General features: G+C 52.8%; 23 protein-coding genes. 22 read left to right on the top strand and 1 reads right to left on the bottom strand.

Annotated elements, in window-relative coordinates:
* Nucleotides 1-9 precede the first annotated feature (9 nt).
* The 4 genes from EVJ23_RS00760 (at nt 10) to EVJ23_RS00745 (ending at nt 3,142) form a co-directional block, all read left to right on the top strand.
* Nucleotides 10-819 carry a purine-nucleoside phosphorylase gene (locus tag EVJ23_RS00760; protein ID WP_016509380.1) on the top strand — a complete coding sequence of 270 codons (810 nt, stop codon included), beginning with the start codon at nt 10-12 and terminating at the stop codon, nt 817-819.
* A 28-nt stretch (nt 820-847) separates the two neighbouring features.
* Nucleotides 848-2,149 carry a pyrimidine-nucleoside phosphorylase gene (locus tag EVJ23_RS00755; protein ID WP_131439774.1) on the top strand — a complete coding sequence of 434 codons (1,302 nt, stop codon included), beginning with the start codon at nt 848-850 and terminating at the stop codon, nt 2,147-2,149.
* Nucleotides 2,150-2,255: 106 nt separating this feature from the next.
* Nucleotides 2,256-2,696, top strand: a complete 441-nt coding sequence (locus tag EVJ23_RS00750) for a peptidylprolyl isomerase (RefSeq protein ID WP_035386247.1) — start codon at nt 2,256-2,258, stop codon at nt 2,694-2,696.
* Between the two features lie 89 nt (nt 2,697-2,785).
* A complete protein-coding gene (locus tag EVJ23_RS00745; RefSeq protein WP_070327113.1) occupies nt 2,786-3,142 on the top strand; it encodes a GCN5 family acetyltransferase in 357 nt (118 codons plus the stop codon).
* 10 nt (nt 3,143-3,152) lie between these two features.
* On the opposite strand, the gene EVJ23_RS00740 is transcribed toward EVJ23_RS00745, so the two are convergent.
* Nucleotides 3,153-3,623: a DUF309 domain-containing protein gene (locus EVJ23_RS00740; RefSeq protein ID WP_131463664.1), complete on the bottom strand. Its 471-nt coding sequence runs from the start codon at nt 3,621-3,623 to the stop codon at nt 3,153-3,155.
* A gap of 79 nt (nt 3,624-3,702) precedes the next feature.
* On the opposite strand from EVJ23_RS00740, the gene EVJ23_RS00735 reads away from it, so the two are divergent.
* The 18 genes from EVJ23_RS00735 (at nt 3,703) to rny (ending at nt 22,202) form a co-directional block, all read left to right on the top strand.
* Nucleotides 3,703-4,470: a segregation and condensation protein A gene (locus tag EVJ23_RS00735; RefSeq protein WP_070327115.1), complete on the top strand. Its 768-nt coding sequence runs from the start codon at nt 3,703-3,705 to the stop codon at nt 4,468-4,470.
* Entirely contained in the window at nt 4,460-5,041 is a 582-nt protein-coding gene (gene scpB / locus EVJ23_RS00730; protein ID WP_071397682.1) for an SMC-Scp complex subunit ScpB, read from the top strand. The genes EVJ23_RS00735 and scpB overlap by 11 nt, the downstream gene beginning before the upstream one ends.
* Nucleotides 5,042-5,800, top strand: a complete 759-nt coding sequence (locus EVJ23_RS00725; protein WP_071397662.1) for a pseudouridine synthase — start codon at nt 5,042-5,044, stop codon at nt 5,798-5,800.
* A 136-nt stretch (nt 5,801-5,936) separates the two neighbouring features.
* Nucleotides 5,937-6,518: a redoxin domain-containing protein gene (locus EVJ23_RS00720; protein ID WP_071397661.1), complete on the top strand. Its 582-nt coding sequence runs from the start codon at nt 5,937-5,939 to the stop codon at nt 6,516-6,518.
* A gap of 19 nt (nt 6,519-6,537) precedes the next feature.
* A complete protein-coding gene (gene resB / locus EVJ23_RS00715) occupies nt 6,538-8,085 on the top strand; it encodes a cytochrome c biogenesis protein ResB (protein ID WP_236633376.1) in 1,548 nt (515 codons plus the stop codon).
* The gene (gene ccsB, locus EVJ23_RS00710) at nt 8,085-9,269 is read left to right on the top strand and encodes a c-type cytochrome biogenesis protein CcsB (RefSeq protein WP_071397659.1); all 1,185 of its coding nucleotides are present in this window, start codon (nt 8,085-8,087) and stop codon (nt 9,267-9,269) included. The genes resB and ccsB overlap by 1 nt, the downstream gene beginning before the upstream one ends.
* A 160-nt stretch (nt 9,270-9,429) precedes the next feature.
* Nucleotides 9,430-10,146 (top strand): response regulator transcription factor, encoded by a 717-nt coding sequence (locus EVJ23_RS00705; RefSeq protein WP_070327120.1) that lies wholly within the window; start codon nt 9,430-9,432, stop codon nt 10,144-10,146.
* Nucleotides 10,146-11,849: a HAMP domain-containing sensor histidine kinase gene (locus EVJ23_RS00700; protein WP_071397658.1), complete on the top strand. Its 1,704-nt coding sequence runs from the start codon at nt 10,146-10,148 to the stop codon at nt 11,847-11,849. The genes EVJ23_RS00705 and EVJ23_RS00700 overlap by 1 nt, the downstream gene beginning before the upstream one ends.
* Nucleotides 11,850-11,902: 53 nt before the next feature.
* Nucleotides 11,903-12,454 carry a cob(I)yrinic acid a,c-diamide adenosyltransferase gene (locus tag EVJ23_RS00695; RefSeq protein WP_131439764.1) on the top strand — a complete coding sequence of 184 codons (552 nt, stop codon included), beginning with the start codon at nt 11,903-11,905 and terminating at the stop codon, nt 12,452-12,454.
* Between the two features lie 7 nt (nt 12,455-12,461).
* Complete coding sequence (gene yfmF, locus EVJ23_RS00690) at nt 12,462-13,700, top strand: EF-P 5-aminopentanol modification-associated protein YfmF (RefSeq protein WP_131463662.1); 1,239 nt, start codon at nt 12,462-12,464, stop codon at nt 13,698-13,700.
* Nucleotides 13,697-14,956 carry an EF-P 5-aminopentanol modification-associated protein YfmH gene (yfmH, locus tag EVJ23_RS00685; protein WP_131463660.1) on the top strand — a complete coding sequence of 420 codons (1,260 nt, stop codon included), beginning with the start codon at nt 13,697-13,699 and terminating at the stop codon, nt 14,954-14,956. Before yfmF ends, yfmH begins: the two co-directional genes overlap by 4 nt.
* Nucleotides 14,953-15,648, top strand: a complete 696-nt coding sequence (ymfI, locus tag EVJ23_RS00680; protein WP_131463658.1) for an elongation factor P 5-aminopentanone reductase — start codon at nt 14,953-14,955, stop codon at nt 15,646-15,648. The genes yfmH and ymfI overlap by 4 nt, the downstream gene beginning before the upstream one ends.
* Before the next feature lie 99 nt (nt 15,649-15,747).
* Nucleotides 15,748-16,524, top strand: coding sequence for a YmfK family protein (locus EVJ23_RS00675; RefSeq protein WP_071397654.1), 777 nt, complete (start codon nt 15,748-15,750; stop codon nt 16,522-16,524).
* 48 nt (nt 16,525-16,572) lie between these two features.
* Nucleotides 16,573-17,427, top strand: a complete 855-nt coding sequence (locus EVJ23_RS00670; protein ID WP_233589550.1) for a helix-turn-helix domain-containing protein — start codon at nt 16,573-16,575, stop codon at nt 17,425-17,427.
* Between the two features lie 29 nt (nt 17,428-17,456).
* Complete coding sequence (gene pgsA, locus EVJ23_RS00665; RefSeq protein ID WP_035386389.1) at nt 17,457-18,035, top strand: CDP-diacylglycerol--glycerol-3-phosphate 3-phosphatidyltransferase; 579 nt, start codon at nt 17,457-17,459, stop codon at nt 18,033-18,035.
* Between the two features lie 62 nt (nt 18,036-18,097).
* A complete protein-coding gene (locus EVJ23_RS00660; protein ID WP_131463656.1) occupies nt 18,098-19,324 on the top strand; it encodes a competence/damage-inducible protein A in 1,227 nt (408 codons plus the stop codon).
* Nucleotides 19,325-19,400: 76 nt separating this feature from the next.
* Nucleotides 19,401-20,450, top strand: coding sequence for a recombinase RecA (recA, locus tag EVJ23_RS00655; RefSeq protein ID WP_070327130.1), 1,050 nt, complete (start codon nt 19,401-19,403; stop codon nt 20,448-20,450).
* A 189-nt stretch (nt 20,451-20,639) separates the two neighbouring features.
* Nucleotides 20,640-22,202: a ribonuclease Y gene (rny, locus tag EVJ23_RS00650; protein ID WP_370246299.1), complete on the top strand. Its 1,563-nt coding sequence runs from the start codon at nt 20,640-20,642 to the stop codon at nt 22,200-22,202.
* Nucleotides 22,203-22,246: the final 44 nt, after the last annotated feature.

The following is a 22,246-nucleotide window of genomic DNA, read 5'->3' as shown; positions in this document are numbered from 1 at the left end:
GCACTACACATGGTAAATTGGAACGAAACAAAAGCATTTTTACAGGAACGCATGAACGGAACGCCAGAAATCGGACTCATTCTCGGATCGGGTCTTGGCGTGCTCGCCGACGAGATTGAGAATCCGGTCGCGATTCCTTACGAAGATATTCCGCACTTCCCGGTCTCGACAGTCGAAGGTCATGCCGGACAGCTCGTCTTTGGTGACCTTGAAGGGAAACGTGTCGTTGCGATGCAAGGACGGTTCCATTTCTATGAAGGATATTCGATGGAACAAGTCACGTTCCCAGTCCGTGTCCTCAAATTGATCGGTGTCGAGACGCTCATCGTCACGAACGCCGCTGGTGCTTGCAACGAGGCGTTCAACCCGGGCGACTTGATGGTCATCACGGACCATATCAATTTCTTCGGCACGAGCCCGCTCATCGGCAAGAACGCGAGCGACTTCGGGACACGCTTCCCGGATATGTCAGAGGCGTACGACAAACAACTCGTCGCGTTGACAGAGCGGGTCGCGTCAGACCTCGGTCTCAAGATTCAAAAAGGCGTCTACTTCGGGAACACCGGTCCGACATACGAGACACCGGCCGAAGTCAAGATGGCCCGTCTGCTCGGCGGCGACGTCGTCGGCATGTCGACCGTACCAGAAGTCATCGTGGCTCGTCACTCAGACATGCGTGTCCTCGGAATTTCGTGCGTCTCGAACATGGCCGCAGGTATCCTTGACCAACCGCTCAACCACGAAGAAGTCATCGAGACGACAGAGCGCGTCCGTCAAGACTTCCTTTCACTCGTACGTGGCACGATTAAAAGCATGTGACTAAAACAATTCTAGGAGGACGAAACTTATGCGTATGGTCGATTTGATTTTGAAAAAACGTAACGGTGGAGAATTAAACGAACAGGAGATCCGCTACGTCGTGGAAGGCTTCACGAATGAGACGATTCCAGACTATCAAATGTCTGCTTTGTCGATGGCGATTTATTTCAATGGCATGACCGAGAAAGAGACGGCGGCGTTGACGATGGAAATGGTCAAGTCAGGTGACGTCATCGACCTTTCTAAAATTAAAGGGAAAAAAGTCGATAAGCACTCAACTGGTGGCGTCGGTGACAAGATCAGTTTGATCGTCGCCCCACTCGTCGCCTCGATCGGTATCCCGGTCGCTAAAATGAGCGGGCGCGGGCTCGGTCATACAGGTGGGACGATCGACAAGCTCGAATCATTCCCAGGGTTCAACGTCGAGTTGACAGAAGCGCAGTTCACGAAGCAAGTGAACGACATCAAGATGTCGATCATCGGGCAGACGGGCAACTTGACGCCGGCCGACAAACGTCTTTACGCGCTCCGCGACGTGACGGCGACGGTTGAGTCGATCCCGCTCATCGCGAGCTCGATCATGTCGAAGAAGATCGCGGCCGGTGCCGACAGCATCGTCCTTGACGTCAAGACAGGGTCTGGTGCGTTCATGAAGTCGTTCGACGACGCGAAAGCACTCGCTGAAGAGATGGTCGCCATCGGGAAGAACGTCGGTCGCAAGACGATCGCCGTCATCACCGATATGGACCAACCGCTCGGCTTTGAGATCGGGAACGCGAACGAAGTGAAAGAGGCGATTGAAGTATTGTCTGGGAAAGACGTCAAAGACTTGAAAACGATCGCGCTCACGATTGCCGGTCATATGGCCGTCCTCGGTGAATTTTATAAGACGTTTGACGAAGCATACGCCGATCTTGAACGCCGGATGGCCGACGGTCACGCGCTTGAAGTATTCCGTCAGTTCGTCGCGGCACAAGGTGGGGACGCCTCACTCGTCGATGATGTGACTAAATTCCCGCAAGCGAAATTTGAGACGACGTTCGTCGCGAAGACAGCCGGTTACGTCGAATCGATTATCGCGGACGAGGTCGGTGTCGCAGCGATGCTCCTCGGAGCGGGACGGGCAACGAAGGACGACTTGATCGACTTCGCGGCCGGTATCACGCTCGAGAAGAAAGTCGGCGACAAAGTCGAGGCGGGTGACGTCATCGCGGTCCTTCGTTCAAACATCGAAGACATGTCTTCGGCACTTGAACGCATGGATCATGCTTACACGATTGGCGCCACTCAACCAGAGGCACGTCCGCTCGTCCACGCGGTCATCCAGTAAGTCAGAACGTCTGTTTCCACAAAACAGTGGAGGCAGACGTCTTTTTTTGATAAGATGGGTAATGTGAGTGATTATTGACTATATGAACATAAAGGGGTATTTCCATATGAAAAAAGGATCAATGAAATTAGAGAACGGTGAAATGATTGAATTTGATTTATTCCATGACGCAGCACCGATCACGGTCGACAACTTCGAAGAGCTCGCGAACCGCGGCTTCTACGACGGATTGACGTTCCACCGTGTCATCCCAGGCTTCGTCAGTCAAGGCGGATGCCCGGACGGAACAGGTATGGGCGGTTCAGGTAAAACGATCCCTTGTGAGACGTCGACTTCGTTCCCGTACAAACATGAAGCCGGCTCGCTTTCGATGGCACACGCTGGGCGCAACACGGGCTCATCACAGTTCTTCATCGTCCATGCGCCACAACCGCACCTTGATGGGGTTCATACTGTGTTCGGTAAAGTGACGTCAGGCCTTGAACACGCGGTCAAACTTCGCCAAGGCACGAAGATGGCTGAAGTCAAAGTTTGGGATGAGAATTGATTTCTGCCTAAACGTTATGGCACAATGAGCCATGTCTCTCACGTGTTCACTTCGTGAAACATGTCTGACTAAAGGTGGTGAGACCAGCCATGCTGGTGAAGTATAAACAATCGCACGAGAAGACGGCGATGGGGCTGCTCGCATTTTCATGTAGCGACAAGTCTCCGCTCGCCCTTCTCGAACTCGTACGGTCTTACGAGGAAGATGCTTCGAAGTTCCTCTACTTGTGGAAAGTCGAAGAAGACTTCGTCGGGATCATCGGGATGGAACAGCTTGAGACGACGATGTGCATCCATCATATCGCCTTGTCGCCTTCGTTCCGTGGCGAAAAACGTTCATATGAACTGCTCGATGAGACGCGGAACTTGTTACCGCTCGATTTGACGCTTGTCGGTCACGGGAAGACGAGTGACTTGCTCGATAAATGGAATCAAGTCTCGATATAAAAAGCTAGGCTCAGCGCCTAGCTTTTTGTCGTTGTTCTAGCGCGAGCAGACGCTCTTCAACGACGGGCGTCCGGTCACGGTGGATATGTTTATGGACGAGCTCGTCGAAAGTCAGGGAGGTCGGTTCGAACGTGGGTTTCAACCGGTCGATTTGTCGGCGTGTCGCCTCGTCTAGCGGGAGTGTGTCCGAGAGCGGCCAACGTTCCAAGTCGCTTGTGAACGCCTCCATGTCGATGCCGAGCGGTTCAAGAGCGCTTTTGGCCAAAGGAAGCTTTTGCTTCAATGCAGCGACGCTCTTGACGGCCCCGGCCGTATTGCCCCGGCGGAAGTGGTAGTGGGCGACGGCGTACTGGATCAAGACGGCATAGCCGAGATGTTCACGGTTCCCATCCTGCCACGCCTCTTCGAGCACCTCGTGGCACTCGAAATAATCGGCATGACATTCAAACAGCAATGTATACTGATAAAAAGGGGTAAGCATCAATTTTCTCCTTTCGTGGTCACTGTACTACAAAACATGTTATACTAAAGCGCAAAAATGTTAAATGGCAGGTGTCTCTATGGAAGCGTATAACGTCAAAATCGATACGTTCGAAGGCCCGCTCGACTTGTTGCTCCACTTGATCGGCAAGATGGAGCTCGATATCGCCGACATCTCTGTTTCGGAAGTCACGGACCAGTATGTCGCCTTTATCCGGACGATGCAAAAGTTTGAGCTCGATGTGGCCAGTGAATATTTGGTCATGGCGGCGACGTTGCTCCAATTAAAGAGCAAACAACTGTTGCCACCGGTCCCGATCGAGGACGATGAGATTCCGGATTTCGGCGAAGAGCCGACTCGGGAAGGGTTGATTCGACAGTTGATTGAATACAAAGCTTATAAAGAAGCGGTCGTCTTCATGCGCGAGCAAGAAGAGCAACGGCTCGAACTATATAGCCGTCCCGGCGAAGATTTGACACGGTACATGTCTGAACTGGTCCAACCTTACGATGGACCGCTCAACTTTTCAGATTTGTTGCACGCCTATTCAAAGATGGTCGAGCGGAAGCGTTGGAAAGAACGGCGTAAAAAGACGATCAAGCGGGAAGAGCGGACGCTCGAACAGCAGATGACCCGTTTGCATGAACATGTGTCGGCGAACCGGAACACGTCGTTCTTTGCATTCTTCGAAGAACGGCCGGACGTGTCCGACCTCGTCGTCACGTTCATGGCGCTGCTTGAGTTGATTAAGTTACGAGTCGTCACGACAAAGCAAGTCGACCGAGATATTCACATTTCGTTTGTCGAAGCGTCAAAGGAAAGGGATGAAGCCGTTGTTGTCTTATGAAACGATCATTGAAAGCCTATTGTTTGTCGTCGGAGAAGAGGGCATGGAAGTCCGGGCGCTAGCAGATACGCTCGATATTTCTGAGGCCGCTGCCCGCGAACAATTGAATAAGCTAGGGGCGTCGTTCACGGATTCGGGGCGTCCGTTTCAATTGATCGAATCGGGCGGCGTGTACAAGCTTGTGACGATCCCGGACGTGTCCGAGTACATTCAGCGGTATGTCGGGACGATGGCCGAACAGGCGCTGTCTCGTGCGGCCATGGAGACGCTCGTCATCATCGCCTACAAGCAGCCGGTCACACGGGCCGATATCGAGGAAGTCCGCGGTGTCAAAGTCGAACGCGTCATTCATACGTTGTTGTCAAAAGGGCTGATTGAATCAGCCGGCCGGGCGAAGACGATCGGGCGCGCGAAACTGTACCGGACGACCGAGCATTTCCTTGACCATTTCGGATTCAATTCACTCGAGGAGTTGCCACCATTAACGTTTGTTGACGAGTTGGCAGACGAAGGCGATCTGTTCTTCGGCCAGCCAACTTCGATTACGGAAGATAGATTGGAGAATGATTAAATGGAACGTTTACAAAAAGTGATTGCCCAAGCGGGTATCGCCTCACGGCGTAAAGCCGAAGAAATGATTTTAGACGGACGGGTTCGCATTAACGGCAAAGTCGTTCGTGAACTCGGGACGAAAGTCGGACCGAAGTCGGAGATTGAAGTCGACGGCGTCAAAATCGAACAGGAAGAACACGTCTACTACGTGCTCTACAAACCGAGCGGCTACGTGTCGACGGTCGACGATGATAAAGGACGCAAAGTCGTTACCGATCTCGTCCCACCAGGGTCGCGTGTCTTCCCGGTCGGTCGTCTCGATTACAATACGACGGGACTCATCATCTTGACGAACGACGGAGAATTCTCGAACATGATGACTCATCCGAAGTTCAAAATCCCGAAACGTTACGTCGCGAAAGTGAAAAACATCCCTTCGTATATCGCTATCAAGCAGCTCGAGTCAGGCTTAGAGCTCGATGACGGTTATAAGACGGGCAGCGCGAAAGTCAGAATGAAGACAGTCGACCATAAGAAGAACTCGGCGATTCTCGAAATCGTCATTTCGGAAGGGCACAACCGTCAGATTCGACGCATGCTCGAAGCAGTCGGTTCGGAAGTCATCAAACTGAAGCGCGAACAGTTCGGTTTCTTGACGCTCGACGGACTCACGACAGGCGACTGGCGCGAGTTGTCACGCAAGGAAGTGAGCAAGCTCCGTGAGCTCGCGAACCCGGTCGTGCCAAATGAACCACGAGGCAAGAAAAAGAAAAAATAACAAGTTAAAAATCGTCCTTACACAGGATGATTTTTTCTTTTGTGGAGATTCTGTGACAAAAAGATGAAAAAAGTCTGTTAATGTGCGTTATCGTTGTTTTTTCAGTACAATAGCAACTGAAGGATGGTGTGAAATCATGACGAAAGAGACGAAACAAGGCGATCGGATGAATCAAGCGATGGCCCATAAGAAAAAGCGGTCATTTTGGCGCCTCATGATTATGACGATGGTGCTGTTTGCCGGTGCGGTCGTCATCATGCAATTGATCGAGCAGGCCGGGAACGATGGCCGGGTCGAGGCCGGAGACGACGCGCCGAACTTTAAACTCGTCAGTCTTGACGGTGCGACGATGGTCGAGCGCGAAACGTATGATGGGAAAGGGATGCTGTTAAATTTCTGGGGTACGTTCTGTGAACCGTGCGAGAAAGAGATGCCGGTCGTACAAGACAACTATGCCACGCTTCAAAATATGGGCGTGGATTTTTGGGCCGTGAACGTCGGTGAGACGCCGCTGCGGGTCGACAACTTTATCAATGATCTCGGCGTCGAACTCGACTATCCGATCTTGATGGATACACGTAGCGAAGTCGAGAAGGCGTACGGCATTTATAACTTACCGGTGACGTTCGTCATCGATGCCGACGGAAAAGTCATTGAAAAGTATGAAGGCGAACTCACGAAAGAGAAACTGTTAGAGTTAGCCGAGAAGTCATTGTAAGCGAACGGGGGGCGCACACATGCTAGATATGAAATACGACGGCGCCGATTTACGGTCGAAGCGTCGTCCGAGATCTTGGATTGACCGTGTCTGGAGTTTCTTTGCATCGGTCAAAGTCGGTCTTTGGTTGATTGGACTCATTATCGTCGGCTCTGCGGTCGGGACGACATTTCCGCAAGAGATGTATATTCCGCAACAATTGCCGGCTAGTCAATACTATACCGAAGAATATGGCACGCCAGGAACGATTTATTACACGTTAGGATTCCATAACTTATATACGTCGTGGTGGTACATCACGTTGATCGTGATGCTGACGTTGTCACTGATCGTCGTCTCGATCGATCGATTCTTTCCGTTGTATAAAGCGTTGAAATATCAACCGGTCCGACGCACCGACCGCTTCATGCGCGGGCAACGCCTGATCGGTGAAGGTAAAGGGACGGACGAACAGATCGACGCGCTCGGTGAGGCATTAAAGTCTAAGCGTTATCATGTAAAACGCGACGGCGATGCGCTACTCGCCGAGAAGTATCGGTTTGGTCGTTGGGGTCCATACATCAACCACATCGGGCTTGTCATCTTCTTTATGGGGGCGATGCTCCGCGTCTTCCCGGCATTTCACACCGATACGCTCGAATGGGTGAGAGAAGGGGACACGGTCGCGCTCGAGGCGACCGATGACACGTATTACATTCGTAACGATCAGTTCATCCTCGAGATGTATGATCCAGAAAATAATGCGGAGGACGCCAAGTTCGCCGAAGCGATTGAAAAAGCCGGTGCTGTCCCGAAAAACTATGAGACGGAACTGACACTGTTCAAGAAGACCGGAACGAACGAGGACGGATCGCCGCAACTCGAGGAAGTCGAAACCGGTTCGACGAAAGTGAACCATCCGTTCAAATTTGATAAGTACGAAGTGTATCAGGAACAGTATTCAAGCCGACCGGAGTTTTTGTCGATGTCGTTTAACGTCGGTGACAAACAGACAGGTGACATATACGGACCGTTCACGGTTGACTTGACGGACCCTGAGACGACATACGATCTCGGCGAGGTCACGGTGACGCTCAACGACTTGTATCCGGACTTTGAAGTTCGAAACGGACAGCCGGATACGAAGTCACCACGGGCGTTGAACCCTGCTTTCTTCTTAGCGGTCGAGAACCCGGATGGGACGACCGAATCGAACTTGATCGGGATTCGATTGAACGTTGCCGATGAAGACAATCGTTACGCGATCCAGTTCGCAGGAACGGAAATGGCGAGTACGAGCGGACTTCGGGTCAAGAGCGACTCGACGTATCCGATTTTAATTGTCGGTGGGACGATCTTCATGATCGGGATCGTCATGGGGATGTATTGGCCGCACCGCCGGGTCTGGATCCGACGTCATAACGAGACGGACGTGCTCGTGGCTGGATTCACGAACAAGAACCCGTCGTCGCTTCACCGCGAGATCACACCGCTCCTAGAAAAAAATGGGCTGCCGATTTGGGAAGACCAGGCTCGGTTCGAAAAAAAGGCAGACATCGACTCAACTAAAGAAAGAGGGGAATCATAATGGAGTGGATTCAGTGGAGCAGCCGCCTGCTCTTGATCGCGTTCATTCTTTACGCCGTGGCGACCGTGTTGTTCACAATCGCGGTCAGCGGCATGCGCAAAGACCGAAACGTCAACCGGATCGCTTACGGTAAGTATGCGTTCACGCTAGCCGTCATCGGCTTTGTCGCCCAAATGGGATATTTTATCATGCGTTGGATCGGGGTCGGCTACGCGCCGGTCTCTAACCTTTACGAGTATACGACATTCTTCGGAATGATGATGGTGCTCGGTTTTCTCGTCGTCTACGGGATCTATAAAAACGATGTGCTCGGCTTGTTCGCCATGCCGGTGGCGCTTCTTGTCATCGCGTTCGCATCGATGTTCTCAAGCGAAGTGGCACCGCTCATTCCGGCACTGAACAGTGTCTGGTTGAAAATTCACGTCACGACGGCCGCGCTCGGTCAAGGGATTCTCGCCATCAGTTTCGCCTCGGGCTTGATCTTCTTGCTCAACGAAACGTCGATGCGCGAACAATCGAAATCGCGCACATGGCTAGAAGTGACGATGTTCGTCCTCATGTGCACGCTCGGCTTCATCCTCGTATCGATGCTGTTTAAAGCAATCGGTGCCGGCGGAGTCGTCGAATTTACGAATGACCGCGGTACGCAAGAGTCGTACGAATACTTCATGCCTATCTTGTTCGTACCGGAAGGCGCACAACTGTTATCAGGTGCGAGTGGACTATCGCTCGAATTGCCGACGTTCATCAACACGTTGAAGTTGAACACGTTGCTCTGGTCGGTTATCGCTGGCGCCGTCATTTACCTCGTGCTCCGGTTCGTCGTCTTACGCAAACGTATTGCGGAAGCGTTGCAACCGCTCGCGAAGAAAGTCGATCTTGACCTCGCGGACGAGATCAGCTACCGTTCGATCGCGATCGGGTTGCCGGTCTTCATCCTTGGTGGGCTCATCTTCGCCATGATTTGGGCGCAGATTGCCTGGAACCGTTTCTGGGGCTGGGACCCGAAAGAAGTATGGGCGCTCATCACGATGCTCATCTATATTTATTACTTGCATATGCGCATCCAGCGGGGCTGGACGGGGACGAAAGCAGCATGGCTCTGTGTCGGCGGATTCGCCGTCATCATGTTCAACTTAGTGTTCGTCAACCTCGTCATCGCCGGATTACATTCATACGCTTGATGAAAAAGAAGTCACTTCGGTGGCTTCTTTTTCGTAAGGGCATACAACTCACCGTTGTTAAGCGAAATAATAGAGTGGTATAGTTATGAAAGAGAGCGAAATGTTCACAATTGTGCAACATTCGCTACATCTTGTAATGGTTCTCTGGGAGGTTTAGTTGATGGCTGATAAAACAAAAATTCTAGTAGTCGACGACGAAGAAAGAATTCGCCGACTGTTAAAAATGTATCTAGAACGGGAGCAATACGTGATCGAAGAAGCGACGAATGGTGAAGAAGCGCTTCAACTCGCACTTGAAGGCGACTTTGACGTCATCTTGCTCGACTTGATGATGCCGAAGATGGACGGGGTCGAGGTGTGTACCGAACTCCGTAAAACGAAAGCGACACCTGTCATCATGCTGACGGCGAAAGGTGAGGAGATTGACCGGGTTCAAGGGTTCGAGGTCGGCGCGGACGACTACATCGTCAAACCGTTCAGTCCTCGTGAAGTCGTCTTACGCGTCAAAGCGCTACTCCGTCGCTCAGGTTCGACAAAGTTTTTGCAAACGGCCGAAAAGTCGAAAGACTTGATCGTGTTCCCGCATTTGACGATCGACAATGACGCACACCGCGTCACGGTCGACGGAGAAGAAATCGCCCTCACGCCGAAAGAGTATGAGCTATTATTCTTCCTGGCCAAACAAGTCGATAAAGTGTTCTCGCGGGAGCAACTGTTAAAAGAAGTATGGAACTATGAATTTTTCGGAGACCTTCGAACGGTCGACACGCACGTGAAACGGCTTCGTGAGAAATTGAACCGTGTCTCTCCATCCGCGGCCCAAATGATCACGACGGTATGGGGTGTCGGATACAAGTTTGAAGTCGTCAGTGAGTGATGATCCGCCGCAATAGTATTGTCACGAAGCTGTGGCTGACGATCCTCGTGTTGGTCAGCCTGATTTTGTTCATCGTATCCGTCCTAATGCTCGAGTTCTTCAACTCGTTCCATATTGATCAGGAACGTGGGCATTTAGCGAAACTCGGTGGGCAAGTCCAGTCAGTCTTGCTAGAGGAAGGCGATTCGTCACGGACGGTCGACCAAATCATCGAAGTGTACGGAGCGAACTATATTTTAGAGAACGGGTCGGTCCGTTCGAACTTCGGCACGGAAGTCGATGGCTTGATGACCGAACTCGGACGTCAGTCATGGGGTCCTTATCAAGCTGTAGGGGAGACGGCGATCGGGAACTTCTCGTCGTTCGATGACCAGGCTGCCTTGGCGTATCGGACGACGTTCTCTCTTGAGACGGGCGAGTATACACTCTATTTGATTGAGCCGCTCAATGCGATCTCAAGCGCGAATGAAGGGGCGCGGACAATCATCTTTTGGACGGTCGCCTCGGCGATCATCGTCACGACCGTGTTCGCTTTCTTCTTATCGACCCGGATCACGGCCCCGCTGCGTGAGATGAGGGATGCCGTCAATAAGACGGGTGAAGGACAGTTCGATCTGCGGCTCGTCCAGAAGACGAATGACGAAATCGGTGAACTTGCCGGCTCATTCAATGCGATGAGCAGCCAGCTGTCGACATACGTGAACGCGCTCGACCGCGAACGGCTGCAGCTCGCTTCGATTCTACGTTCGATGGCAGACGGTGTCATCACGCTCGATCGCCATGCGAACGTGATCGTGACGAACCCGCAGGCACAGCCGTTATTGCACGACGATCAACCGCACGAAGTCGTGCTCGCGCTCTACGAAGACGTCGTCGGCGGTGCGCCTGAGAAGACGATTGAAGTGAAGCAAGACGATCACTACTACACGTTGACGGTCACACCGCTCCTCGGGGAGGAAGATTTCGAGGGAGCGGTCGTCGTCATCCGTGATACGACCGAAAGTCACCGCCTCGACAAGATGCGGACCGACTTCGTCGCCAACATCAGCCACGAGCTGCGAACACCGCTCGTGACGCTCCAAGGCTATTCCGAGGCGATCATCGACGGTATGACCGAAAGTGACGAGGCGACGAAAGAATTCGCTTCGATCATTTACGACGAGTCGTTACGGCTTGCCCGGCTCGTCAACGATTTACTCGATTTGGCGAGAATCGAATCAGGGAAAGAGACGATGCAGTTCGCGGCGTTCGATTTCGGCGAATTTTTACCTCGGGTGATGCGCAAGTTTAACCAGATGGCGAACGAGAAAGGGATCACGTTGTCGACCGTGGCTCCGAAGCGGATGATTGAAGCGGATGGGGACCGGTTAGAACAAGTGTTCACGAACTTGATCGGCAACGCCATCGCCCACACCGAGAGCGGAGCGATTCGGCTCGAGGCGACCGAAGAAGCAGACGGCTTCTTGATCTGTTTGACCGATACCGGCAGCGGGATCCCGAAAGAGGACTTGCCGTTTGTGTTCGAGCGGTTCTATAAAGCGGACAAGGCCCGGACGAGCGGCGGGAAGACCGGAACAGGCATCGGACTCGCCATCGTCAAGAATGTCATCGACGCCCATCATGGCACGGTCGACGTCACGAGCGTGTACGGCGAAGGGACGACGTTCACAATTCGGCTCCCTTACGACCAACCGCAATCATAACGACAATGGTGACTCCTATGGGTCACCATTTGTGGCATAGAGGAGGAAATGACATGAAGCGATATACACGTGGAGGCGACAAGGGTGAAACGTCATTGATCGGCGGACGCGTCTTGAAAGTACACCCGCAAATCGAGGCGATGGGATTGTTAGATGAATTGAACAGTCACATCGGTCTCGCGCTCGCGCACCAGACGGACGCGACGTTACGGGATCAACTGACGAAAATCCAGCACGATCTGTTCGACCTCGGTTCAGAACTGATGTACAAACAAGATCCGCCGCAGCAAGTCGACTTAGCGATCGTCACCGAGCTCGAGACGTGGATCGATGAACTAGAGACGAAGTGTCCGGAACTCGTCCGCTTCATTCTGCCGGGGGGCAGCGTGGCCTCGGCGAGTCTGCACGTCGCCCGGACGGTCTGTCGCCGCGTCGAACGCGAGCTCGTCAACATCGATGCGGCCGTTCGTCAATTGTCTTACTATAACCGCTTAAGCGATTACTTGTTCACGGCCGCCCGTTATGCCAACGTGGTGGCGGGCGTACCCGATCAAGAGTATGCGCGCGGTGCGTCCGTGTTCCAACCGAAAACGAAAAAGGAGTAGATGATTCATGAAAGGGATCGAACAATTCCGTAACCAGCTCCACTACTCGGTCTATCCGACCGATAAATTCAAAACGACGACGTGCCTCGTCTCGTTCGCGGCGCCGTTGTCTGCAGAGACGATTGCCGACCGGGCGCTACTGCCGTACGTCATGGAAAAAGCGACGGCGGCGTATCCGTCGATTGAACTGTTTCATACACCGCTCGAACAATTATATGATGCTAGCCTATTCGCCGGTGCGTCAAAAGTCGGGAAAGAGCATGTCATCCAGTTCCAACTAGAAGTCGTGAACGACCGGCTCGTCGGGGAACCGGTCCTGTCTCAGGCGATCAAGCTATTAGAAGAAGTATTGCTCCGCCCGAACGTTTACGACGACGCGTTCCAACCGCTCATCGTCGAACAAGAATCCCGTCTACAGCGTCAACGTATCGAGTCGGTATACGATGATAAAATGCGCTTCGCCCAGCAGCGATTGCAAGAACTGCTCGGCGGAGAACTCGCGATCCCGTCGCTCGGGACACTCGAACAACTTGACCAGGTGACGCCGCGATCGCTCTATGAGGCGTACACGTCCATGATCAAGCACGACCGCATCGACGTCTACGTCGTCGGGGACGTCACGCGTGACCAAGTGACCGAGGCGTTTTTGCCACTCGAGACGCTCGGCTCGCCGCTCGTCCGAGAGTATCCTGAACCGGTCGACCGAGAGTTTCAGCGACTTGAGGAACAGCAGGACGTGAAGCAGAGTAAACTTCACCTCGCCTATGAGGCCAACGTTGACCCGCGCAGCGAGGACGCGATCAAGATGCAAGTCGTCAACGGCTTGTTCGGTGGGTTCCCACACTCGAAACTGTTCATGAACGTCCGTGAAAAGGAGAGCTTGGCGTACTATGCGGCGTCGCAATACAGTTCGCTTAGCCGGATGTTGTTCGTCTACGCCGGGATCGATGCCTTGAACCAAGTAAAAACAGAACAAATCATTGCCGACCAACTTGCCGACCTGCAAGCAGGAGAGTTCGATGACATGACGCTTGAGCAGACGAAAGAGATGTTGTTCCATCAACGGCGCCAACTCGGTGACAGTCCGCGTCAACTGATCGCCTGGATGAGTGGCTCGGACATCCGTCCGTTCTCACTCGAAGAAGAGATGGCCATCCTTGCCCGGACCACGCGAGAAGACGTGGCCGCGCTCTCTAGTCAAATCAAACTGAAGGCGATTTATTGTTTAAAGGGGGGGACAGCATGAAACTAGATTTTCCAAACGTCGGTGAGACGATTCATCACGTCGTTCTCGATAACGGGCTGACGGTCTACTTGCTGAAGAAAGCTGGATATGAAAAGACGTACGCCACATTCACGACAAAATACGGTTCGATCGACCGCCGCTTCAAAACGGACGACTGGATCGAAGTACCCGACGGCATCGCCCATTTCCTTGAACATAAAATGTTCGAAAAAGAGGACGGTGATGTGTTCCAGAAGTTCGGACAGCTCGGGGCGTCGGCGAACGCTTTCACATCATTCACCCGGACCGCTTATTTGTTCGGTGCCACGTCAAACGTCGAGGCAAACTTAAAGACGTTGATTGATTTCGTCCAAGATCCGTACTTTACGGAGGCTTCGGTCGAGAAAGAGAAAGGCATCATCGGCCAGGAGATTCAAATGTATCAAGACAACGCAGGGTGGCGTCTTTATTTCGGTTTGATCGAGGCGATGTATGAAGCGCATCCGGTCAAAATCGATATCGCCGGAACAATCGAGTCGATCAGCGCGATCACGGCCGCTGACCTTTATGCGTGTCATCAAGCGTTCTATCATCCGAGTAACATGACGCTGTTCGTCGTCGGCAACATCGACCCTGACATCGTGCTCGAACAGATCCGTTCGAATCAGGCCGCGAAAACGTTCGAACCGCCTGTACTCACTGAACGCGAACACGTGCAAGAGCCGAGAACGGTCCGCTTAGCCACGCGTGTCATCGAGATGGACGTATCAGTCCCGAAAGTCATGATCGGCTACAAGGACACGCCACGCGCCGGGGAAGACGGGATGAAACAAGAACTGGCCGTCGAACTGCTCATGCACGCCTTGTTTGACACGACGGCGCCGCTCTATGCAGAGCTTTACGCCGAAGGGTTGATCGATGATGCCTTCTCGTTCGACTATACGTCGGAAGAATCGTTCGCCTTCGCCGTGCTGTCGATGGAGACACCGCATGTCGATGCGTTCGTCGCCCGCATCACCGAGGTGCTCGAGCGTCCGCTCGACATTGGAAATGAGACACTCGACCGTAAGAAACGGATGATGAAAGGGCAGTTTTTGAAGGCGCTCAACTCACCCGAGTTCATCGCCAACCAATTTTCACGCTACGCGCTAACGGGCGGGAACATGTTCGATTTGCCTGAGCTGCTAGACGCGGTCACGCTTGAAGACCTATACGACACGTATGACCGATTGTTCAAACCGGATCAACGGACCGTCTGTGTCGTCAAAAAACCATGACGACACTCATCACCGGGGCGAGTGGGGCGATCGGTCGTGCCGTCGCCCTTTCCTTTCGCGATGATGAGCTCATCTTACATGCGTACGCGAACACGGAAGCGCTCGAAGCGTTCGTGAAGACAGAGGGTTTGTCAGGACAAGTCGTCACGTGCGACCTCGGCGACGACCAGGAGCTAGACGCCTGGCTCGCTACGGTCGGCGCGGTCGATCGGATTATTCACGTCGCCGGTAACCACGCCTACGGGCTGCTCGTCGACGCGGACATCACTGAACTCGATCGTCTCTATCGCGTTCATGTGCGCGCGATGGTTCGACTCGTTCAACACGTCGTCGGGCAAAAAGCTTACGATCGCCCGCTCGACATCGTCATCGTCTCGAGCGTCTGGGGGGAAGTCGGAGCGGCCGGAGAAGTGATGTACTCGACCGTCAAAGCGGCACAGCTCGGCTTCGTCAAAGCGTTCGCGCGCGAGGCCGGCCCGTTCAATGTTCGCATCAATGCCATCACGCCGGGGTGGATTGAGACGCCGATGAATGATACGGTAGAAGAGACGAAACAAGACGTTAGAGATGAGATTCCGCTCGGCCGTCTCGGTCATGTCTCAGAAGTTGCCGAGACGATCCGTTTCCTCTGTTCACCGTCCGCGTCCTACGTGACCGGCACGGTGTTACGGGTCGATGGCGGTTGGCAGTAAAAACTTTGTCGTCTCGGTTGAAACGAGTTCTTTTCAATTCTTCTAAAATAATTTAGAATGAACAAGGTAGCGAGCCTACATTCGGAAAGGGTGGACGAGATGGATCATAAGTTCGAAGAATGGTATCTCGAATATGAACTTTGCCAAAATCGCCCCGGTATCCTCGGCGATATCGCCTCGCTGATGGGGATGCTCCAAATCTCGATCGTGACCATCAACGGGGTCGATCTGCAACGTCGTGGGATGTTGCTCAAGGCACCGGCCGCCGATCACGTCCATCGGCTCGAGCATATTTTGCGGAAGATGGAAGCAATCGTCGTCATCAAACTCCGCCGCCCGAAACTGAGGGACCGGATTGCGATCCGTCACGGCCGCTATATCGAACACGACAACGACGACAAAAAGACGTTTCGCTTCGTGCGTGGAGATTTAGGGGTACTCGTCGATTTTGTCGCTGAACTGATGAAAGAAGAACGACATCTGTTGATCGGTGTCCGGGGCAACCCGCGCGTCGGCAAGACAGAGTCGATCGTCGCGGCGAGCGTCTGCGCAAACAAGCGTTGGCTGTTTCTCTCGTCGACGCTCATGAAACAGACGGTCCGGACGTCACTGTTTGAAGAAGAACGAGAAGGCGATCACGTCTACATAATCGACGGCGCCGTTTCGACGCGGACGATGGACGAACGTCATCGTCAGTTGATCCGGGAAGTCATGCGTCTGCCTGCCGTCAAAGTGATCGAGCATCCCGATCTTTACGTCCGCAATACCGATTGCGTGTTTGAGGACTTTGACTATATTATCGAACTGCGAAACAACCAAGATGAAATCATCATCATTCCGCAAGAAACGAATCGTGAAGCAGAATGGTTTGAATAATTAATTGAATGGAAGGTGTGGACCCCTTTGACAGAACTAGGGACTTTTTTGAAACAAAGGCGTGAGGCGAGCGGTCTGACGCTTGACCAAATTCAGCAGACGACGAAGATTCAAAAACGCTATATCATCGCGATCGAGGAAGGTGATTATAAAAATCTCCCTGGTTCGTTTTATGCACGGGCGTTCATCAAAACGTATGCGGAATCGCTCGGTCTTGATGTCGATGAGCTTTACGAGACATATGCAAAAGATTTACCGAAAATCGAACCGCAACCGACCGCTCAATTATCACGTAAGCAAACTTATTCAAAAGCTTCCGAGACATCGAGCCGCGTCTCGAGATGGGTGCCGAAAATCATGCTCGTGCTTGTCGCCTTCTTGCTTGTGACAGCGGTCTACTACGTCGTTAGAAATCTCGATTTTGGAGGCGGACAGGACGCGACACCGGCTGAACCACCGGCTTCAGGCGTGACGATCAATCAAAATGAAGACGTCCCTGAAGAAGAGCCGACGGAAGAAGCGCCGGTCGAAGAAACACCGGCCGAGGAAGAGCCGCCAGAAGAAACCGGACCGATCGCGGTGACGGAAACGAACGGGGCCGACCTCACGTATGAGATCGCAACAGCTGACAAGCTGACGACCGAGATTCACGTCAAAGAATCACCGGCGACTTATGTCGGCGTTCGCGATACATCGCTTGAAGGAGCGTTCCTTGCACCGGAATATCCGAACCAATCGAAACAAAACCCGATCGTCATCGAAGGTGCCGAAACAGATACGCTTCGGATTCGGATCGGTTTGATCGGTGGCGTCGAGAAGATTGTCGTCAACGGCCGTGAGCTTGAGCTTGCTGATTCTCCGGTCACACAAAATATATTTGTGAAGAGAGTCGACGCTGAATAAGTCGACGTCTTCTAGAGGAGGAGTTCTCGATGAACCTACCTAACCGCCTGACGATGTTGCGGGTTTTGCTCATCCCCGTATTCGTCGTCTTGCTCGCTGTAGATTTTAACTGGGGAGACATCGCTTTCCTCGGGGCGGAAGTACCGCTCCATCAATTCATCGCCGCGGTCGTGTTTACGATCGCAGCGATTACGGATTGGCTTGACGGGCACTTGGCCCGTAAGCACAACTTGGTCACGAACTTCGGCAAGTTCATGGATCCGCTCGCTGACAAGTTACTCGTCACGGCGGCGCTCGTCTTGCTCGTCGAGATGGACCTCGTCGCGGCATGGGTCGTCGTCGTCATCTTGTCACGTGAGTTCGCGGTGACGGGGCTTCGTCTCGTCGCGGCTGATGAAGGAATTGTCGTGGCAGCCGGTAAGTCGGGTAAAGCGAAGACATGGGTCCAGCTCTTTGCCATCATCTTCTTATTGTTCGGCAACCCGATTTTCAACTATATCGGCATCCCGTTCGGGGAGTGGGCGATGTGGCTCGCACTCGTCTTGACGATTTATTCTGGGGCCGAGTATTTCGCACAAAACTATAAGATCATTGTAAAATCGATGTAAATCGACGACAGGCGAGTTGTGGGAGCAACTCGTCTTTTTTTTGAATCAAAGGAGGAACTTCGATGAAACGGACCGAAATCATTGCGGTAGGTTCTGAACTACTCTTAGGGGAAATCTCGAACACGAACGCCCGTTACTTATCAGAGCAGTTGTCGAAATATGGACTGTCCGTGCTGTATCATGTAGTGGTCGGGGATAACTTCGATCGCCTGAGAGAAACGTTCGAGCAAGCGAAGCGGCGGAGCGAACTCGTAATCGTCACCGGTGGACTTGGTCCGACGAATGATGACATCACGAAACAAGTGCTCGCTGACTTGCTCGACCGTCCGCTCGTTCGGGACGAAGCGTCTTTAGACACGATCCGACGCTTTGTCGCCTCGCGGGGACGAGCCATGAACGACGGGGACGCCAGACAAGCAGATGTTTTATCAGGAGCTGAAGTGCTCCACAATCCGGCCGGTCTCGCTCCCGGCATGTGGGTCGAGGACGAGACGACGTGGCTGCTCTTGCCCGGGGTGCCACGCGAGATGACAGCGATTGTCGAAGCGACGTTTCCGAGCAAGTTTTCGGGTGCGACGATCGTTTCTGAATCACTACGTTTTTATGAAATCGGTGAGTCGGCGCTTGACGAGGCGGTATCCGATCTAATGGACGGGGTGAACCCGACAGTCGCCCCGTACGCGGAATCAGGGGAAGCGCGACTGCGTGTCAGCGCGAAAGCGGAGACCGAGGACGCGGCCCGGGAGATGATCGACCGCGTCAAACGAGACATTCTGTCTCGTGTCGGCGCCTATTATTTCGGTTCGGACGAGGATACGCTGGCTGCGCATTTGATTCGCGAGCTAAGACGGCGCCACGCGACGCTATCGATCGCCGAATCGTTGACCGGGGGACAAGTCCAAGCGATGCTGACGGCGGTCCCAGGGGCGTCAGAAGTCTTTCTAGGAGGCGTCGTCACATACTCGGACAAGCTAAAAAATAGGTTTTTAGGGGTATCCCTTGCTACAATTGAGTCACAGTCGGTCGTCTCAAAACAAGTTGCTTTAGAAATGATCCAAGGGCTCGCTGATCAGACGAATTCGGATTACGGATTGTCCTTCACCGGTGAGGCCGGACCCGTCTCAAATTCGGGTCGACCGGTCGGCACCGTGTTCATCGGGGTGAAGACGCCGTCAGGTATGGAAGTGATCGAACGCGTCTATCCACACCAACAGCGGAACGTCATCCAGGCGCGCGCGGCCAAAGATGGGTTATGGGCATTGTGGCAACGAATGAAAAAAGGCGAATAAACGTTCGTAAAAACCTTGTGTAAAAGGTTGGGTTCGTTTATAATGAAGATACAAATCAAAGGAGGCTCATTAATCTATGAGTGATCGTAAACAAGCGTTAGAAATGGCATTACGCCAAATTGAGAAACAATTCGGTAAAGGCTCAATCATGCGCCTCGGTGAAAATACAGATCAACAAGTATCCGTCACTCCGTCAGGATCGATCGCCCTCGACATCGCGCTCGGCGCAGGCGGCTATCCACGTGGCCGTGTCATCGAAGTGTACGGACCGGAATCTTCAGGTAAGACGACAGTGGCGCTCCATGCGATCGCTGAAGTCCAAAAACGCGGTGGCCAAGCAGCGTTCGTCGATGCGGAGCACGCGCTCGATCCGAAGTACGCGCACAACCTCGGTGTCAACATCGATGAACTGCTCTTGTCACAGCCGGACACAGGGGAGCAAGCGCTCGAAATCGCAGAAGCGCTCGTTCGTTCTGGTGCCGTCGACATCCTCGTCGTCGACTCGGTAGCGGCACTCGTACCAAAAGCTGAAATCGAAGGTGAGATGGGTGACTCACACATGGGACTTCAAGCTCGTCTCATGAGCCAAGCGCTCCGTAAGTTGTCGGGTGCGACGAACAAATCGAAGACGATCGTCATCTTCATCAACCAGATTCGTGAAAAAATCGGTGTCATGTTCGGGAACCCGGAAACAACTCCAGGTGGACGTGCCTTGAAATTCTATTCGTCGGTTCGTTTAGAAGTCCGTCGTGCAGAGACGTTGAAGCAAGGCCAAGAAATGGTCGGTAACCGGACGAAGATCAAAGTCGTCAAGAACAAGGTCGCCCCACCATTTAAAACAGCTGAAGTCGACATCATGTACGGTCTAGGGATTTCACGTGAAGGTGAACTCATCGATATCGGTGCCGATCTTGATATCGTTCAAAAAAGCGGTGCTTGGTATTCGTACAACGAAGAACGCGTTGGACAAGGTCGTGAAAATGCGAAGCAGTTCATGAAAGAAAATCCACAAATCGCCGCAGCGATCGAACAACAAATTCGCGATCACTACGGTCTCAACGGTGAGAAGACGGTCACGGTCGAAGCCGACAGTGATGAAGTGCTCTCACTCATCGAAGAAGATTAAGCAAGCGACCCGCCGGATGCGTCCGAGCGGGGTTTTTGTATATCACAATATTTTTTAAGGAATTGGGAGTTCTATCCTGTCCTTGCATTGCATTCTAACAAGTAAATAAGTACAATAAAGCTATGCGCGGGTCCCCCCGTGTCATTCAATCTTAAAAAAATAAAATAACCTTGCGAAAGGGAGGTGAACATGATGGAATGGCTAAATTGGCTTATTCTGATCCTCCTTTTGCCGATAGCTTTTGTTGCAGGTTTTTTTGTGCGTAAATCGATCGCCGAAGCGAAGATTCAAGGTGCTGAGACGGAAGCGACCAAGATTGTGGAGCAAGCGAAACAACAATCGGAAGCGATGCAAAAAGAGGCACGGCTTGAAGTAAAAGAAGAGATGATTCAACTTCGCAATGAGACGGAACAAGAGTTACGTGAACGTCGCGAAGAGCAGAAAGTGAAAGAGAATCGCTTCGTTCAAAAAGAAGAGCTTCTTGACCGGAAAGCAGACATGCTCGAACGGAAAGAAGATGCTTTGGATGAACGCGAGGCGGGCATTGCGAAACGGAAACGTGAAGCAGAGACGCTCGAAAGCAAAGTGGAGGAATTATACGAGGAAGCCCGTCAAGAACTTGTACGCGTGGCGGCCTTGTCGAAAGAAGAAGCACGAACCATCATCATGGACGAAGCGAAGCAGGAAGCGCTTCACGATGCTGCTCTCCTTCAAAAAGACATCGAGCAAAAAGCAAAACTTGAAGCTGATAAAAAAGCGAAACACTTGTTGTCTCTCACGATGCAACGTTATGCGGCTGAACATGTCGCTGAGACGACGGTATCCGTCGTCAACTTGCCGAGTGACGAGATGAAAGGGCGCATCATCGGTCGTGAAGGACGTAACATCCGCACGCTCGAGACGCTCACTGGGATCGATCTCATCATCGATGACACGCCTGAGGCGGTCATCTTGTCCGGATTTGACCCGGTCCGTCGTGAGATCGCCAAGATGACGCTAGAAAAACTCGTGCAAGACGGACGGATCCATCCGGCCCGGATCGAAGAGATGGTCGAGAAGTCACGCCGCGAAGTCGATGAGCGCATCCGTGAATACGGTGAGGAAGCGACGTTCGAGGCTGGTATCCACGGGGTACATCCTGACCTTATCAAAACACTCGGACGCATGCGTTACCGGACGAGTTACGGTCAAAACGTACTCGCCCATTCGGTCGAAGTGGCCCACCTCGCCGGCATGATGGCCGCCGAGCTCGGGGAAGACGTGACGCTCGCCAAGCGAGCGGGACTCCTCCACGATATCGGGAAAGCGATCGACCATGAAGTCGAGGGCAGCCACGTCGAAATTGGCGTTGAGCTGGCCACGAAGTATAAAGAACATCCGGTCGTCATCAACTCGATCGCCTCGCACCATGGAGACGTCGAAGCGACATCGACGATCGCTGTTCTCGTCGCAGCGGCAGACGCGCTGTCTGCGGCACGGCCGGGCGCTCGTCAAGAGACGCTCGAGAGTTACATTCGCCGCTTAGAACGCCTCGAGTCAATTTGTGAGTCGTTCGAAGGTGTCGAGAAATCATATGCGATCCAAGCAGGACGCGAAGTCCGCATCATCGTCCGCCCAGACGTCGTCGACGACGTCGTGGCGAACAAGATGGCGCGCGATATTTGCAAACGGATCGAAGATGAACTGGATTATCCAGGACAAATTAAAGTGACGGTCATTCGTGAAACGCGTGCCGTCGATTATGCGAAGTAAAAAGCGGAGACATTCTCCGCTTTTTCTGTTTTGAAGGAGGAAAT

It is taken from the genome of Exiguobacterium sp. SH1S1, from assembly GCF_004337245.1.
GTDB classification, from domain to species: Bacteria; Bacillota; Bacilli; order Exiguobacteriales; family Exiguobacteriaceae; genus Exiguobacterium; species Exiguobacterium aurantiacum_A.
Note: the sequence above shows the minus strand (reverse complement) of the source record. Positions and strands in the feature narration are given on the sequence as shown.